This is a genomic window from Chryseobacterium salviniae (assembly GCF_035819015.1).
GTDB classification, from domain to species: domain Bacteria; phylum Bacteroidota; class Bacteroidia; order Flavobacteriales; family Weeksellaceae; genus Chryseobacterium; species Chryseobacterium salviniae.
Window position 1 is genome coordinate 277,297 of the sequence record NZ_JAYLAA010000039.1, and the last position, 16,134, is coordinate 293,430.

The 16,134-nt window shown below is 35.7% G+C and carries 16 protein-coding genes; 5 read left to right on the forward strand and 11 right to left on the reverse strand.

Annotation, left to right across the window (positions count from 1 at the left end; all coding sequences use genetic code 11):
• Positions 1–6 precede the first annotated feature (6 nt).
• The gene (locus tag SOP96_RS11605; RefSeq protein WP_326321098.1) at positions 7–1,005 is read right to left on the reverse strand and encodes a LacI family DNA-binding transcriptional regulator; all 999 of its coding nucleotides are present in this window, start codon (positions 1,003–1,005) and stop codon (positions 7–9) included.
• 371 nt (positions 1,006–1,376) lie between these two features.
• Between SOP96_RS11605 and SOP96_RS11610 the strand changes: the two genes are divergently transcribed.
• Entirely contained in the window at positions 1,377–1,793 is a 417-nt protein-coding gene (locus SOP96_RS11610; protein ID WP_326321099.1) for an NUDIX domain-containing protein, read from the forward strand.
• 38 nt (positions 1,794–1,831) lie between these two features.
• Here the strand turns inward: SOP96_RS11610 and SOP96_RS11615 are convergent, their stop codons facing one another.
• On the reverse strand, positions 1,832–2,536 hold the full coding sequence (locus SOP96_RS11615) for a DUF4294 domain-containing protein (RefSeq protein WP_326321100.1): 705 nt from the start codon (positions 2,534–2,536) through the stop codon (positions 1,832–1,834).
• A 51-nt stretch (positions 2,537–2,587) separates the two neighbouring features.
• Here SOP96_RS11615 and chrP point away from each other — a divergent pair, with 51 nt between their 5' ends.
• Positions 2,588–3,661 carry a chryseobasin maturation metalloprotease ChrP gene (gene chrP / locus SOP96_RS11620; RefSeq protein WP_326321101.1) on the forward strand — a complete coding sequence of 358 codons (1,074 nt, stop codon included), beginning with the start codon at positions 2,588–2,590 and terminating at the stop codon, positions 3,659–3,661.
• Between the two features lie 330 nt (positions 3,662–3,991).
• Positions 3,992–4,642, forward strand: coding sequence for a ribulose-phosphate 3-epimerase (gene rpe / locus SOP96_RS11625; RefSeq protein ID WP_326321102.1), 651 nt, complete (start codon positions 3,992–3,994; stop codon positions 4,640–4,642).
• Between the two features lie 309 nt (positions 4,643–4,951).
• Here rpe and SOP96_RS11630 read toward each other — a convergent pair whose 3' ends face one another.
• From SOP96_RS11630 to SOP96_RS11660, 7 genes are all read right to left on the reverse strand, one after another.
• Positions 4,952–5,368 (reverse strand): nucleoside-diphosphate kinase, encoded by a 417-nt coding sequence (locus SOP96_RS11630; RefSeq protein ID WP_029293064.1) that lies wholly within the window; start codon positions 5,366–5,368, stop codon positions 4,952–4,954.
• Positions 5,369–5,702: 334 nt separating this feature from the next.
• Complete coding sequence (rsgA, locus tag SOP96_RS11635) at positions 5,703–6,629, reverse strand: ribosome small subunit-dependent GTPase A (RefSeq protein ID WP_326321103.1); 927 nt, start codon at positions 6,627–6,629, stop codon at positions 5,703–5,705.
• A 99-nt stretch (positions 6,630–6,728) separates the two neighbouring features.
• The gene (locus SOP96_RS11640; protein WP_326321104.1) at positions 6,729–7,808 is read right to left on the reverse strand and encodes a chorismate mutase; all 1,080 of its coding nucleotides are present in this window, start codon (positions 7,806–7,808) and stop codon (positions 6,729–6,731) included.
• 424 nt (positions 7,809–8,232) lie between these two features.
• Positions 8,233–8,553 (reverse strand): hypothetical protein, encoded by a 321-nt coding sequence (locus tag SOP96_RS11645; RefSeq protein WP_326321105.1) that lies wholly within the window; start codon positions 8,551–8,553, stop codon positions 8,233–8,235.
• A gap of 290 nt (positions 8,554–8,843) precedes the next feature.
• The gene (dnaX, locus tag SOP96_RS11650) at positions 8,844–9,929 is read right to left on the reverse strand and encodes a DNA polymerase III subunit gamma/tau (RefSeq protein WP_326321106.1); all 1,086 of its coding nucleotides are present in this window, start codon (positions 9,927–9,929) and stop codon (positions 8,844–8,846) included.
• A gap of 98 nt (positions 9,930–10,027) precedes the next feature.
• Positions 10,028–10,657, reverse strand: coding sequence for a TetR/AcrR family transcriptional regulator (locus tag SOP96_RS11655; protein WP_326321107.1), 630 nt, complete (start codon positions 10,655–10,657; stop codon positions 10,028–10,030).
• Between the two features lie 7 nt (positions 10,658–10,664).
• Positions 10,665–11,921: an aminotransferase class I/II-fold pyridoxal phosphate-dependent enzyme gene (locus SOP96_RS11660; protein WP_326321108.1), complete on the reverse strand. Its 1,257-nt coding sequence runs from the start codon at positions 11,919–11,921 to the stop codon at positions 10,665–10,667.
• 564 nt (positions 11,922–12,485) lie between these two features.
• On the opposite strand from SOP96_RS11660, the gene SOP96_RS11665 reads away from it, so the two are divergent.
• Positions 12,486–12,815, forward strand: a complete 330-nt coding sequence (locus SOP96_RS11665; RefSeq protein WP_326321109.1) for a hypothetical protein — start codon at positions 12,486–12,488, stop codon at positions 12,813–12,815.
• Positions 12,816–13,125: 310 nt separating this feature from the next.
• On the forward strand, positions 13,126–13,542 hold the full coding sequence (locus SOP96_RS11670) for a hypothetical protein (RefSeq protein ID WP_326321110.1): 417 nt from the start codon (positions 13,126–13,128) through the stop codon (positions 13,540–13,542).
• Positions 13,543–13,601: 59 nt separating this feature from the next.
• On the opposite strand, the gene SOP96_RS11675 is transcribed toward SOP96_RS11670, so the two are convergent.
• Positions 13,602–14,402 carry an HAD family hydrolase gene (locus tag SOP96_RS11675; RefSeq protein WP_326321111.1) on the reverse strand — a complete coding sequence of 267 codons (801 nt, stop codon included), beginning with the start codon at positions 14,400–14,402 and terminating at the stop codon, positions 13,602–13,604.
• Positions 14,403–14,548: 146 nt separating this feature from the next.
• Positions 14,549–16,027: an alpha-amylase gene (locus SOP96_RS11680; RefSeq protein ID WP_326321112.1), complete on the reverse strand. Its 1,479-nt coding sequence runs from the start codon at positions 16,025–16,027 to the stop codon at positions 14,549–14,551.
• Between the last annotated feature and the right edge of the window lie 107 nt (positions 16,028–16,134).

Sequence of the window (16,134 nt, forward strand, 5' to 3'; positions counted from 1 at the left end):
TTCATTTTATTCTACAGAATTGCGCTCTACAAATTCTGCGTGAAAAGTTGCCCTTTTGCCATGCTTAGTATAGCTGTTAATCTGGCTGTCAAGCAGCTTCACCGATTCGCGGGCCATTTCTTCCAATGGCTGGCGGACAAAACTTACTTCGGTTGGGAAAAGATAATACGCTTCCGTTTCATCAAACGCAACCAGGGAAACATTTTCGGGGACTTTAATATTATTATCGATAAGATAGCGTAATCCCGCGATTCCCAGCTTGTTGCTCGAAAAATATATGGCCGTTTTTTTAGAAAGGTCAAGATTATCGTGAAGCTGCCGGTGAACTTCTTCGGTAATGTTATGAATTCCTGTTAAAATCCGTTTGATGGTAATATCAGATTGTTCAGCACATTTATCAAAACCGTATTGCCGGTCAAGCAGATGTGGAAGCTCGGTTTCATACCCTACATAAATCAGCTCATTGAAATTCTTGCCGAGTAAATGATTGCATATATTTTCTGATATTTCAAAGTTATTGATCATCACGCCGGGAAGGTCTATGTTTTTGAGGTATCTGTCAATGGTTACAATGGGATATTCTTCTCGGACAAGCCTGCCAATAGCCTCATCGGAGCCCGTTACCGGTGCAAGAATCATCCCGTCTACCTGCTGTTCAGAAAACAGTTCGGTAAGCTTCCCGAATTTTTCAGGATTTTCATCGCAGCTGCCGATCAGGAGAGTATACCCCATTTTCATTGCTTCATCTTCAATGCTTCTGGCAATGTTTGAGTAAAAATCGTTGGAAATATCAGCTACGATAAGACCAATCAATTTACTTTTACTCATTTTGAGGCTTTTGGCAATTTTATTAGGTGTGTAATTAATCTCCTTCGCAACGTTCTGAATTTTATTCCGCGTTGCCTCACTAATGCGGCTTCCTTCTTTCCGGTTAAGAACATAGGATACGGTTGCTACAGAAACTCCTGCAATTCTTGCTATATCTTTTATAGAAGCTCGTTTCATTATTATTGGCTTTGCCGCAAAAATATTTTATAATAGACATACAATACAATAGTTTTATTTTTTGGATGTATCGAAAATAATTGTAGTTTCGCAGATTTTAAAATAATAAGATTGAATTGATACAAGTAATTAATTAACAGTAGTTTAATATTAATTTAAATTTTATTTCTATGCTTATATTTTTTTATTAAATTATAAAATTTGCAATGTTCTGATTATTTTTGGTTAAACGTTTAGGCTTAATATAATTAAAATTTATGAAATTTCAAAGCCGCAAAGAGAATTAAACTATCAATTTTTGTCCCTATCTCTATATTTTTCATTTTGTCTCTTGCATCATAATTCTTACTTTAGCTTTACAAATTATTTTTATGATAGACAAAATAAACGTTAGGGTGTATGCCTGTGCAGTGAAGGATAAAAGAGTTTTGACTTTATTTGAGGAATATGCAGGTGAACCTTTAATGAAATTTCCCGGTGGCGGGCTCGAATTTGGAGAAGGGCTGATTGAGTGTCTGCATCGGGAGTTTGACGAAGAACTGAATGTAAAAATAGAGATTTTAGAACATTTCTATACACAGGAAGATTTTTTAGTCTCGCGTTTTAGAGAGAATGAGCAGCTGCTTACTGTTTATTACCTTGTAAAAATCCTTAATGAAGATGATTTCCTTATTCTGGACCCATGTATTGAAAAAACGGAATGGATTGATATTGACAGAGCAGACAATCCTTTTGTTCTTCCCATTGATAAAATTGTTTTTGACAAGCTGAAAGAAAAATTCCTGTAAAGAAAAAATTTACAGGAATTTATTTTTATATTGATTTATTATTTGTAGACTTTAAAATCTGAGGCTCCCGGGTAAGGTTGCAAATACCCTGAATTCCAGTTAGACTGAAGCAGTGATTCAAGATATTCATCCGTTCTGTTAACATGCGGGTTATATTTATCTTTAAGGTCTATGTCTGCCATTTTTCCTTTCACATTCCACCAGAAGGCGCTCCACCCTCCTCTTAATTCTTTTATGATTTCATACACATTTTTGCCGGTTGCCCTGTTCATTAGCTTTGCAAAAATCTGGCCTTCAGTTGTGGTAAGATCTCTCAGCTGTTTTTCATACTGGTCGGCAAGCATATTCTGCCGGTCTTTGATGTATTTTCTTTTCGCCTTGCTGTCCAGATTGTTCATTTCCCCCTGAATATCTCTGTATTGCTGCAATGCAGTTAAGAACAAAGGATATACCCGATACAATTTTTTATTGAGAAAGTAGTAGTAGTTTCTGTCTAACTGATTGTTGAATCTCGGCTTATTAAGTAAAACGAGCTCATCCATTACAACTACCGTTTCACCGTTAATCTCGTAAATCTTCGCCTTCTGCCTTTCATCATAAAAATATTTATTTCCAAATTCGTCTACCTTTAACAGTTCCTGGGGATATTGGCTTAACGGTTTTGCGATAACGGAGTCTCTCTGCCCGAAAACACCCACCCCAAAAAAGAGAAGAGAAAGACAAATAATCTTGCTAAATTTCATTATTTTTACACCTATTAGAAAGAAAACAGAACGCAAAAATCATTCCTTTTTATGAAATTTGATAAGAAATCCCTAAAGTTTTTAGAAAAATATTTAAATACATCATCGCCTACCGGTTATGAACATGAAGGCCAGAAAGTCTGGATGGATTATATCAAGTCTTACGTAGACAAAATTGAGGTGGATCATTACGGTACATGCTACGGAATTATCAATCCTGAAGCAGAATTTAAAGTCGTTATTGAAGCACATGCCGATGAAATTTCCTGGTATGTAAATTATATTACCGATGACGGACTTATTTATGTGATCCGGAACGGGGGTTCAGACCAGACGATCGCTCCTTCCAAAGTGGTACATATTCATGGAGAGAACGGAATTGTAAAAGGCGTTTTCGGATGGCCGGCAATCCATACAAGAACGAATCAGAATGAACCAACCCCGAAAATTGAAAACATATTCATTGATTGCGGGGCAACCACAAAAAAAGAAGTGGAAGATATGGGAATTTACGTGGGCTGCATGATTACCTATCCGGACGAATTCTTTGAAATGAACAGCCGTTATTTTGTTTGCCGTGCTTTAGATAACAGAATCGGAGGATTTATGATTGCTGAAGTTGCCCGTCTCTTAAAGGAAAATAAAAAGATGCTCCCTTTTGGGCTGTATATTACCAATTCCGTGCAGGAGGAAGTAGGCTTGTACGGCGCAGATATGATTGCTGATACCATAAAACCCAATATTGCGATTGTAACAGATGTCACCCACGATACTACCACTCCCATGATTGAAAAGAAAAAAGAAGGCGACCAGAAATGTGGCGGCGGTCCGGTAGTGTTTTTTGCACCAAGCGTTCATCACACGATAAGAGAGCTGATTATTGAAACGGCAAAAGCCAAAGAAATTCCTTTTCAGAGAGCAGCCGCAAGTAGAATGACGGGTACCGATACCGATGCTTTTGCACACTCCAACGGTGGTGTTCCGAGTGCATTGATTTCTCTTCCTCTTCGTTATATGCATACAACGGTAGAAATGGTTTCTAAAGAAGATGTCGGAAATGTGATTCAACTGATTTACGAGACGCTGTTAAAAATTCAGCCTGAAATGAAGCTGAAATACCATTAAAAATGAGCATTTTTTTAAACCATCTTGTCCGAAAACCGACTTTTATATCTGTTCTGGTAACTCTATATTTTGCTTACCTTATTTTTGGAATTGTTTATAAATGGTCCTATCCTCCAAAAATTGGATCCGGCTATAAAATGGTTCTTGAAACGCTTCTTATCTTCAGTGTAGTGCCTTTGGGCTTATATATAATTGACCGATTGTTAGTGCTTAAAATTAATAATGTTAAATTAGCAATTATTGAAACCATTATTTTTGGTGCCTTTTTCCTGTATTTGTATTAATTTTTTTGCAAATAAGAATAAAAATAAAGTAAAGTATAAAAGAAAAATGAAAACGAAGCTTATTGCTCCTTCCCTTCTCGCTGCAGATTTCGGAAATTTACAGAGAGATATCGAAATGGTGAACAACTCCCAAGCCGACTGGTTTCATGTGGATGTAATGGACGGAAGATTTGTCCCGAATATTTCATTCGGATTTCCGGTGATGAAAACCGTTCAGCAGCACGCCAAAAAATTTGTAGATGTGCATCTTATGATTGTTGAACCTGAAAAGTATGTCGAAGAGTTTATCAATCAGGGCGCTGATCTTGTATCTGTACATTATGAAGCCTGTACACATCTTCACAGAACAATTCATCATATTCAGAACCTGGGCGCAAAAGCAGGCGTAGTACTGAATCCTTCTACTCCTGTGCTCATGCTGGAAGATATTATCGCAGATGTTGATTTGGTGTTGCTGATGAGCGTAAACCCAGGTTTTGGCGGACAAAAATTTATCGAAAACACGTATAAAAAAATTGCCGAGACAAAGGATCTGATTCTTAGCAACAATTCTACAGCACTTATCGAAATCGATGGCGGCGTGAATGCAGACAATGCCGCAAAACTTTTTGAAGCGGGCGCAGATGTTTTGGTGGCAGGAAATGCTGTCTTTTCGGCAGAAAGTCCGGAAAGAACGATTGAACTTTTGAAAATTTAATTCTTTTAAAACTCAAATATGACAAAAAGGCAGCTTTATGGCTGCCTTTCTTCTTTGCTAAAAATCAGAGTCTTTATGGTTATTAGTGTAAGACTTTTTTACTATGAAATTCTGTTTGAATTATGATGTAAAATTGATGAAATTTTATCTAAAAACCATCCGTATAAATACGTAATTTACTGTTACGTATTTATACTGAATTTCCTTTATTGATAAATGTTTGAGATTGATTTTCAGAGTTATAATTTCAGGTAACAAAAAATCCGGAGAACAGCATTCCCCGGATCCATATTTTTAATGGCTTACTGATTAGAAAATTTCTCTTCCTGAAAAGTGGAATCTTGCTTCAATAAGAGCATTTTCATCAGAATCTGAACCGTGTACGGCATTTTCCCCGATGCTTCTTGCAAACATTTTTCTAATGGTTCCTTCTGCAGCTTCAGCAGGGTTTGTAGCACCTATTAATGTTCTGAAATCTTCTACAGCATTATCTTTTTCAAGTACTGCAGCAACGATTGGCCCTGAGCTCATGAATTCAACCAATTCTCCGTAGAAAGGTCTTTCAGCATGTACTTCATAGAATTTTTTTGCATCAGCTACAGTAAGCTGTGTAAGCTTTAATGCTTTAATTTTGAAACCTCCTTCAGCGATTTTACCTAATATAGCACCAATATGTCCGTCTGCAACTGCATCAGGCTTAATCATGGTGAATGTAATGTTAGACATAAATGTATATTTTTTAATGCCGCAAAAATACAAAAAAAATCAATTAGTTGAATTTTAAACAAATTTTAACATTAAAATAACATTTGTTAAGAAATTGTGAATAGAATTTTGGCACAGTAATTGCTTCTTATATTCCGATTCTCATGTTTAATTTGAGTTTTCATGGTTATTAGTTTTTACCCAGCTTAGGCTGGGTTTTTTGTTTATGGTACTTACAGCGATTTTTTATCACTGAAGCATAACGATTAAACGTAATAACAATAAAATCAATTATTTATTGCTTCATTTTAAATCAATGAAGGATAAAATTAATTATTTTTTAAAAAATAATTAATTATTTTTGAACGGCTTCTTCCGCTTCTTCCATTAACTTAATATACGTTGCATATCTTGAATGTTGGATCTCCCCTGTCTCAAGACCCGCAACAACGGCACATTTCGGCTCGTTAATATGAAGGCAGTTGTGAAATTTGCACTCTTCCCTTTTTTTAAATATTTCAGGAAAATAGTGCTGTACTTCTTCTTTTTCAATATCAATCATGGCAAATTCGCGCACGCCGGGTGTATCAATTACATTACCGCCAAAATCCCAGAAATGCATCTGCGCAAAAGTTGTAGTGTGCTTTCCTTTGAGATGAGTATCTGAAATTTCCGACGTTTTTAAATTAAGACCAGGCTGCAATGCATTTACCAATGTAGATTTGCCACAACCTGAATGGCCAAAAAACACGGAAGTTTTGTCCTTTAATATTTCCTGAAGCTGGTCTAAGTTTAATCTGGAATATGATGAGATTCCAAGCGTTTTATATCCTATTTCATTGTAAAGAAATTCTATATCTTTTACAACTTCAATTTCTTCCTCGTGAAGAACGTCAATTTTATTAAATAAAATAATCGGAGTAATGTTGTACGCTTCGCAGCAGGCAAGAAACCTGTCCAGAAAACCAAGAGAAGTTTCCGGGTGTTTCAATGTAAAAATAAAACATGCGAGATCAATATTGGAAGCAATAATATGGGCTTCTTTTGAAAGGTTTACAGACTTCCTGATCAGGTAATTTCTGCGGGATTCTATTTTTGTGATCCATGCAATATCATCCTGTTCCAGCTGAAATTCAACAAAATCTCCTACAGCAAGAGGATTGGTAAGCCTTGTTTTAATAAGCTTGAATTTACCGCGGATTCTTGCTTCAAAGATTCTCCCGGTTTCCATTTCCAGAACCTGGTACCAGCTTCCTGTAGATTTAATGATTTTTCCTTTCATATTTTAACTTACTGCAAATATAAGAAAATAGGGCTAAGAATTCAGGCTAATGTTTATGCCACTTCCTGAACTCCCAGCCCCTGAATCACCTGATAATAATTATCTGTTGATCATAATGTTATTCTGAACTTCTATTGATTCTTCGTGAATTGTTTTGAATACTTTTTCTATAAATTCTTTAGACATACCTGTTTCCACTGCTTTTTGTGTTGCATACTCCGTGATTACTTTCCAGCGCTCCGGCTGAAATATAGCGATGTCATTTTCTTTCTTCAGTTTTCCTATCTTTTCTGAGATTTTCATACGTTGTGAAAGCAGTTCGATCAATTGGAAGTCAATATCGGAAATTAATGTCCTGTGTCTTCCCATATCTCCTTCAAAGCCCGCAAGATCGGCACTTCTTACTTTAAGGTTGCCGATAAGCTCTGCCAAAACTTCCGGTGTAATCTGCTGTGCTGCATCGCTCCAGGCTTCATCCGGTTTAGAATGGGTTTCTATGATGGCTCCCTGATAGCCAACGTTCAAAGCTTCTTGTGTAATATCTGCCAAACCGGTTCTGTTTCCGCAGATATGTGACGGATCAATCAGCATCGGGATATCGGGAAACTGGCTTTTAAAATCCAAAGCAATCTGCCAGTTCGGGTTATTCCTGTATTTTGTTTTCTGGTAGGTGGAAAAGCCTCTGTGAATCACACCAAGGTTTTTAATATCCTGACCTAAAAGCCTTTCTAAAGCACCAATCCACAGGGCAAGATCAGGGTTCACCGGGTTTTTTACAAGCACCGTTTTTTGGGTTCCTTTGAGCGCTACTGCAATTTCCTGTACGGTAAAAGGATTAACGGTAGAACGCGCCCCGATCCATAAAATATCGACATCAGCTTCTAGGGCGGCGAAAACATGGTGTGCATTGGCAACTTCAGTAGCTGTCTTAAATCCGTATTCTTCCTTTACTTTCTTTAGCCAGTTGAGTCCTATCACTCCTACTCCTTCAAATCCGTTCGGTTTTGTACGCGGTTTCCAAATTCCTGCACGGAAAATGGGAACATTGGCCTGTGTTTCTCTTATTCTTCTTGCTGTTTCCAGCATCTGGGATTCGCTCTCTGCACTGCATGGCCCTGCAATCATCATCGGTTGAGGGAAGGTTTCAATCCAGTCGTTCTTCAATTCTTTTAAATTCATTATTCTTACTTATTTTCATTTTTTGTAGATATACAGCCACAGCAATTGCATCATAAAGTTACTTTATAATTCTTTCAAAAAAATGCCGTTAAAAAAATATTAATGGAATCAGGAAGTCAGGCTGTCGTTTTCCTGTGATTTTTTGGAAAGAAATTCAGTTAGCAATACCAATAATAAAATTGATACTTTTTTTCTGAACTTCTGTAATGTACAGTAGAAAAGCTAAAATAACCGCTAAAAAAAGTAGCGGGTATAAAAACAGATAGAAATGGTTTTACTATATTTTCCAATTGCTGATCGTCTATTCGTAAGCTTTCCTTACAATTTTATCCTTCGCCGAAAATGTTTTTCAGGACGAATATTGAGCAAATATATAAAATTTATTTAAATGAGGTACTCGGAATTATTAAATTCTCTTCAATTTTTAAGTAAGATCAAATCGCATAAGATCATCCAGATCTTTAAGAAGCGGATTTTTCTGGGCAAATTTTTCGAAAATCTTTCTTTTGGTCATCACTTCTATTTTGAGATTTTCAACATCACGCTGGTATACGATTTCAATGGAAAAATTATGAACCTTTGTTTTGAAATGATTAAAAAATTCCCTGCTTACCTTATCAAATTCTACCTTTGCAGAATCGGAAGGGAAGAAAACGGTAATCTGGTTTTCGCCTGATTTTACAAGCTTAAATGATTTAATGGCGTTAAAAACAAATGTATCTTTCTTTTGTAATTGTTTCAGCAAAAGATTCCATTCTGCCTGCAGATCTGTTTCCGTAAAATGGTTTTGGGGAAGTGTTTCTGTTTTTACCGCAACGGTTTCCTCTTCCTCAGCTTTATCTTCTTTATTTAAAAGTGCATTAATGCTGAATCCTGAAGAGATAACCTGCCTGGATAAAGGTTTTGTTGTTTTTTTAATTTCAGCTTCCTGTGGTTTAATAACTTCATGTACCTGAGCTAATGCCGGCTCTTTTTTCTCAATAAGTTTTGGAGAAATTTGTACTTCCTGTTTTTCATTGAGGAAAGGGGCTAATATTATAAACTTTTTTTTTTTGAAATGTCTGCACCTGCTGTGAGAGAAGCCAGCTGCATAAGGGCAATTTCTACCGTAAGCCTCGGATTTTTAGAATTTTTATAGTTGATATCTGCATGGTTGCATATTTCTATGGCATCAATCAGCTGTTGTGGATTCCAGTTTTGGGCCTGCTGAACAAATTTGGATTTTGTTTGTTCGCCAACTTCGATCAGGTCAATTGTTGAAGCGTTCTGAGCCATCATAAGGTCTCTGAAATGATTTCCAAGTCCTGCAATAAAGATGTGAGGATCAAAACCTTTTTTTACAATTTCGTTGAATGCTGAAAGTACATCCGGAATTTTGCCTTCTTTGGCAAGATCCACAATTTTAAGATATTGATCGTAATCCAGAATATTGAGAACTTCGGCAGCTTTTGCCAGCGTAATATTTTTCTGTGAAAAAGTTGAAAGCCTGTCGAAGATAGAAAGTGCATCTCTTAATGCGCCATCAGCTTTCTGTGCGATAAGGTAGAGGGCATCGTCTTCGTACTGAATATTCTCTTTGTGAGCAATATTCCTGAGATGTCCCTGAATATCTTCAATGGTAATTCTTTTGAAATCGTAAATCTGACAGCGTGACAAGATGGTAGGAATAATCTTGTGCTTTTCGGTGGTTGCCAGGATAAAAATCGCATGGGCAGGCGGCTCTTCAAGCGTTTTAAGGAAAGCGTTGAAAGCTGCTGAAGACAGCATATGCACCTCGTCAATAATATAGACTTTGTATTTTCCCACCTGAGGAGCAAAACGCACCTGGTCTATGAGTTCCCGGATGTCGTCTACCGAGTTGTTTGAGGCAGCATCAAGCTCATAAATATTGTATGCAAAACCATCTTCTGAAACGGAACCGTCTTTTTCGTTGATTTTTCTGGCCAGAATTCTTGCGCAGGTAGTTTTTCCTACCCCTCTGGGACCGCAAAATAATAAAGCCTGAGCAAGCTGATTTTCTTCAATCGCATGTTCTAAAGTATCCGTAATATGTGATTGCCCTACAACAGTGTCAAATTGTTGCGGACGATACTTTCGTGCAGATACGATAAAATTTTCCATTGGCCAAAAGTAAGAAATATAGTTGTAATTTGAAAATTTTCAATTTCAAGTTATCCACAAAACTTATTATTGGTCAATAGGAAAATTTTTTCTCATCATTATTTTTGATCGTATGCGTAATCGATAATTTCAGTGATTGCTTTTTCAATCTCTTTTCTGCCTTCTTCAGATTTCAGGTCGATGCCACAAAACGTGCTTGCATTGTGTGCTGTATAAAGATTCAGATAATATGCTCCTGATACAAGAACTGCGGCAATGGCACGGTATCTTGTAGATTTCTCCTGAAAATAAGGGTCTACAATATTTTTAAAAAGCAATTCTCCCATTTCTTCCCTTTCATCGGCTATTTTCTTAAGGATAGGTTTGCTCTCCGACAGCCCCCAAAGAATAATTTTCTGAAGCTCTTTATTTTTCTTAATTTGTTCATACTGGTTAAGAATTGCCATTTTAGAAAGCTCTCTTCCACCGTCTGAAATATCTACTTCGATATTGTCCTGGTTCATTTTGCCCCAGTAATCCTGAGTTCTGATATATTCATCAATCAGTTTTTCGGTACTTCCGAAATATTCATAAATCAATTTTTTGTCAAAACCAGCTACAGCTGCTATTTTGCTTACTTTTAAACCTGCATAACCTTTTGTTCTTAAGATTTTCCCAACTGCTCCCAGCAGCTTCTGTTTGGTCTTTTCTTTATCCCTAATAGGGCCTTGTACAACTTTTCTAGCCATTTGTTATTTATTTTTTCGCAATATGCAATTTTTTATTGATATCTTCAAATGCATTGAGTGTTTTATCGAGATGATCTCTCTCATGTGTTGCCGTCATACTCATTCTTATTCTTGCATCTTTTCTTGCTACGGCCGGGTAGATAATAGGATTTGTATAGATTCCGCGATCCAACAGCATTTTCCCGGCATCCCCAGTAATATGAGGATCCCCTATTTTTACCGGGATCACCGCCGAGCATGTCGTTCCTGTATTAAGTCCCAGATCGTCAAGCCCTTTTTTAAAATAATTGATATTTTCCCAAAGTTTTGTGCGCCAATGTGGTTCTTCATCTATAAGCTCTATTGCTTTTATAATTCCCGTTGCGGTGGAAGGCGGTGTTGTGGCGGAGAATATCTGCTGCCGCGACTGGAACCTAATATAGTTGGCCAGTGTTCTATTGGTAATAACATATCCTCCAAGATTACCGAATGTTTTACTGAATGTACCTGTAATAATGTCTATCTTATTCAACAATCCTGTATTTTCAATTGTTCCTCTTCCTGTTTTGCCTAAAATTCCTACGCCATGTACATCATCCACCATAAGATAAGCATTGTATTTTTTTACTAATTTATAAATTTCTTCTATAGGAGCGATGTCTCCATCCTGAGAATAGACACCATCAATAACTACGAGTTTTGTACGGAATTGGTTCTCTGAGCTTTTCAGGATATGCTCAAGCGCTTCAAGATTGTTATGCGGAAATGTTTTCCTATTGGTAAGAATACATCCTTCATACACACTGGCGTGTACTGCCATATCTATTATAGCGATATCTTCTTTCTGAAGCAGGATTTGAAGCGTTGCGCTGTTGGTTGTATATCCTGTGGTAAAAATCACGGCTTCTTCCTGTGTTCTCCCGAAAAATGAAGATATTTTTGCTTCTAAGTCCCTATGGTAAGAATAATACCCTCCAATAAGCGGTGTTGCGGCGGTTCCTGTGCCATATTTTTCTATCCCTTCTATAGCAGCCTGTTTTACTTTTGGATGCTGGGTGAATCCCAAATAGTCACTGGTTACAAAACTTATGAACTCTTTGGTTGTATCTTCTGTTCCGACTTTCATTACAGATCCGCATCCTGTTTTATTCTGCAATCTGTATCTGTGGCCGTTATTTTTCATAAATTCCAGAAAGTCATAATAAATATCAGCACGTTCCATCATATTCATTCCCGGAATATTTTCAAAATCTTTGAATGTTGCTGTAGAAAAATTAATTTTCATCCTTTTAGTATTAGTGGTTATCATAACAAATATAAGATTTTTATTGAGTGAAAAATCAAAATCTGGTGAGTTTTTTTGGACAAGAAGAGATAAATTTTTACTAAAAATTCATAATAAGCATGTTAATTCTTATTTTTTTGGGTGAAATACAATGAAAACAATAAAAATGAAAATTATTTCAATGGTTTAAAAATGAATATGTTTACTTTCAATTTATATTTTTTATGAAATTAAAAAGTAATGATATTCAAAAAAACGGAGTAAAGGATACCACATTTTTATTATTTAATGTTAATTGTTGCAATTCTGCATGGTTTTATTGTAAATATTTAATATTTTTAAAATAAATTACTTTTTTTGGTTAGATATTTGAATATGAAATTTTACAGGAAAAGTATTTTATACACCAACATTAAAATTAATAAGATGTCAACTCACTTTACTGACTTTAAAGACTATCTTACCAAGTTACTTTGGAAGTCTTTTTCCATCCCCGTCAATTGATATCATCATTCGACTGTAAGTACTTTGAACCCATTTAACCCATTAATAACTTTTACGATCATGATTTTTGAAGATGAACATTCTGTAATGCAGGATAATCACAACCTTTCGTTTGTGAAAAACGTTGTAAATTTCCAAGGTGATACATCTTTTATTCTTAATTCTCTACAGAAAATAAAGAACAATACCTTATGCAAAATGAAAAGAAAGACGATCAACAAACTTATTAGAGACTATACCCGTCACCTTAATTATATTGAGAATGAAGATATCAGCTCCAAACCAGATAATTATGAACTTTCGCCGGTATACGCAAGGCAATCGTATAATAAAGTGCTGAAAGAAGACGAGTATCTACAGAAGGTTCTGATGTTTTTAATGAACCAATAAATTCTTTGTTCCTCCAGATTAATTTAAATAATTTCAGATATTGTAATTTTTATATCACCAAATTTTGATAAACTTAAAAAGTTTTTAATTTTTTACTACCACACATATACCACATTTTTAACTTTAGAGATTTGTCCTTTTTGCTGATAATCTGCGTATTTAAAGGGGTAAATGATTGTTTGAATAAGAAAAAAATATAAAATTTATAGTTGCCTAAAATATTATTCAAAACATAAGGCATAGTATTTGTAAACATTATAAACAACACATTCACCTAATTTTGAATAATAACTCAAACACACAAAATATCATGAACGTTGCGGATTTAAAAATCAATAATTTAGTAGAATACAAAAATCAGATTTATAATATCACTGAAATATTTCAGGATAATGAAAAAGATTATTTTGTGAAAATTGAAAACGACATTCACAGTTTTTCTGTACCGGCTGCATCCATAAAGCCAATACATATAACTGAAGAATGGCTGGAAAAATTCGGTTTTTCAAGAACGTATATTTCTGAACAAAGAATCAGATATGAAAGGCCGGAATCATTTATTAAATACGATATTGACCTGAGCTCAAGAAAAATCGTAGAAGGATTGAAAATCTATGGAAATTCAATCAGATGTAAATATATTCACGAGTTTCAGAATATATTCTCGTGTTTGTTCGGGAAAGAACCGGCAGCGACGAGCTACAGATTAGTAGGCACCGAATCTTAATTATAATATATTTTCTAATTCAGAAAAGAAGCTGTTTCAATATTGAAACAGCTTCTTTTTTAGTTTTGATTGAGATAATTCTTTATGATTTCCAAAACGCCAAAATTATCATTCGAGCATGCTTCAAAACTTGCCGCTTCCTTTACCGAAGGATGTGCATTTTTCATGGCGTAAGAATATTTCGAGTTTTTCAGCATTTCAATATCATTCATATAATCTCCGAAAGCCATTGTCTGCTGGGGAGAAATATTAAGGGCAGCCTGAAGTTTTTCCAGAGCATTTCCTTTATTGATATTCTTGTTCATAATATCAAGCCAGTTCTTTCCCGAAACTACAATTTCCAGGTTGTACTTTTCAAAATCTTTTACATAAGGATAAACGTTTAATTCAGAGCCTTCAGGATGATATATCGCAATTTTAAAGACACTGTCGTCGTTTTCTGAAGTAAGATCTGATACGATTTCATTATCAGTATAAAATTGTGAAATATAGTTGATAAAATCTTCTTCATCGGATTCTATATATGCTTTTTTCTTTCCGGATAAAACCATTCTCGCTCCTGGAATATTTCTTACGGACTTTATAATTTCAACAATGTGGCCCTGCTCCATTTTATCGGCAAAAAGTTCCTGGTTTCTGTAAATGACGTAACCGCCGTTTTCTGCGATAAAGGCCATTTCATTTTCAAGATTCCCGAAATATTTGGTAATGCCGAGCATCTGTCTTCCGCTGGCCGGAACAAATAAGATATTTCTTTTTTTAAGTTCTTCATAAATTTCCGGAAATTCGGGGCTTACCTCATGTTCGGAATTGAGAAAAGTGCCGTCCATATCCGTTACAATCATCCTTATATCATCCATAAAAATATTTTTCAGTGTAAAAATTATAACAAAGATATTATTAAATTTTTAATGTAAATTTTAAGCTTAATTGAATATTTGTTATGAATTTGTAATAATTAATTCAAATGCATTTATGAATAAAAACTTTTTAACTTATTTTAATTTTAAGTTTCATCTGCTTTTACCCAGACACTTACCGAACATGCATCTACTGCAAATACAGCTTTTCCGTCTTTATCTGCTGTTATTTCTTCTTTTCTATGTTCCAGGAAATCTATAAATTTCGAATGTGCATTTTCCTCTCCAAGATCTATTTCCTTGAAACCTTCATCGCCATTAGAAACAATCGTTATACAGCCGGATTTTTCGTCGGTACCTTTTCTTACCCATGCAATACAATCAGGATCATCAAAGTATTTAATCTGCTCACCTGCTGCAAATTTCTGTCTGGCGATCAGCAGTTTTGGCAACGTTTCAATTTTAGGCATGGTCACACTTACCTCTTTTCCATCCACGAGATCGGTATATTCTGCGCCGAAAAGATCCGGATAAAATATGCAAGGGTATGCATCTTCAGAAAGCAAAATAATGGCATACGCAATAGGCTTGAACCAATCGAGTACAGTAGATTCCAAAGCCTGAAGTTTCTGGGTGTCGTGATTTTCAACAAATGAAACTGAAAAGAGAGGTTTCTGCTCTAATAAAGTTCCTTCTAAAATACGGCGGAGATCATACGCTTTCCCGTCTTCTGATGCTTTGAAAAAATTATAATGTAATGGCGCATCGAAACAGGAAATCAGATCATCCATTTTATCTAAAAAATCAGTTATTTTTTTAACATCATCTTTCCAGAATTCCCCTAAAATATAACAGCTCGGGTTTAATTCTGTCTTGATGTACGTAATCCATTCTTTAAGGAAGCCGGAAGACAGATGCTTCAGCGCATCCAGCCGCACCCCGTCCGCTTTAGTGGTTTCCAGATACCACTTAATCCAGTTTTTCATCTCCTGAACAACGTAAGGATTGCGATACTCTATGTCGGCTCCCATCAGATAATCGTAATTTCCCAGCTGATGGCTTACGTCATCCGTCCATTCCGTACCGTATTCATTATGAATTTTAAAAATTCCGGTTAGCTCTTTTCCGTCTTTCTGAACAATATCAATCCCGCTGAAACATTGGTAATCCCATATAAAATCAGAATATTTTCCTTGTCTTGCAGGAAAAGTGAATTTTGTCTGTGCAGTTGCTTTAAAGGGATCTGAAATAACTTTGTTGCGGTCTTCTTCATCTACCTGGTGAACCTGTATTTTCTCGGTTTCATCTGCACCCATCCTGTGATTGAGCACGATGTCGGCATACACTGCAATTCCTTGTTGATGGGCTTTTTCAATAGCATTTATATATTCTTCTTTCGTTCCGTATCGGGTAGCAATCCCTCCTTTCTGATCGAATTCTCCCAGGTCGTAAGGGTCATAAATATCATATCCTCTCCCTTCGAGCCCCAAATTGCATTTTGTAGCCGGTGGAAGCCATGCTGCGGTAATTCCCAGGCTTTTTAAATATTCTGTATTTTCTGCAAATTCATTCCAAAGCTTACCCTTGTAATACCAATGGAAATATTGTATAATAACTCCGTTCATTCTTTTAATTTTCTTCGCTTATTCTTTTGATCTAAAAACGAATATCTTAAATTAAATTATTAAAAATTATGATTCCACTCAGATCAGCTATTGTGATTCTGCTCATA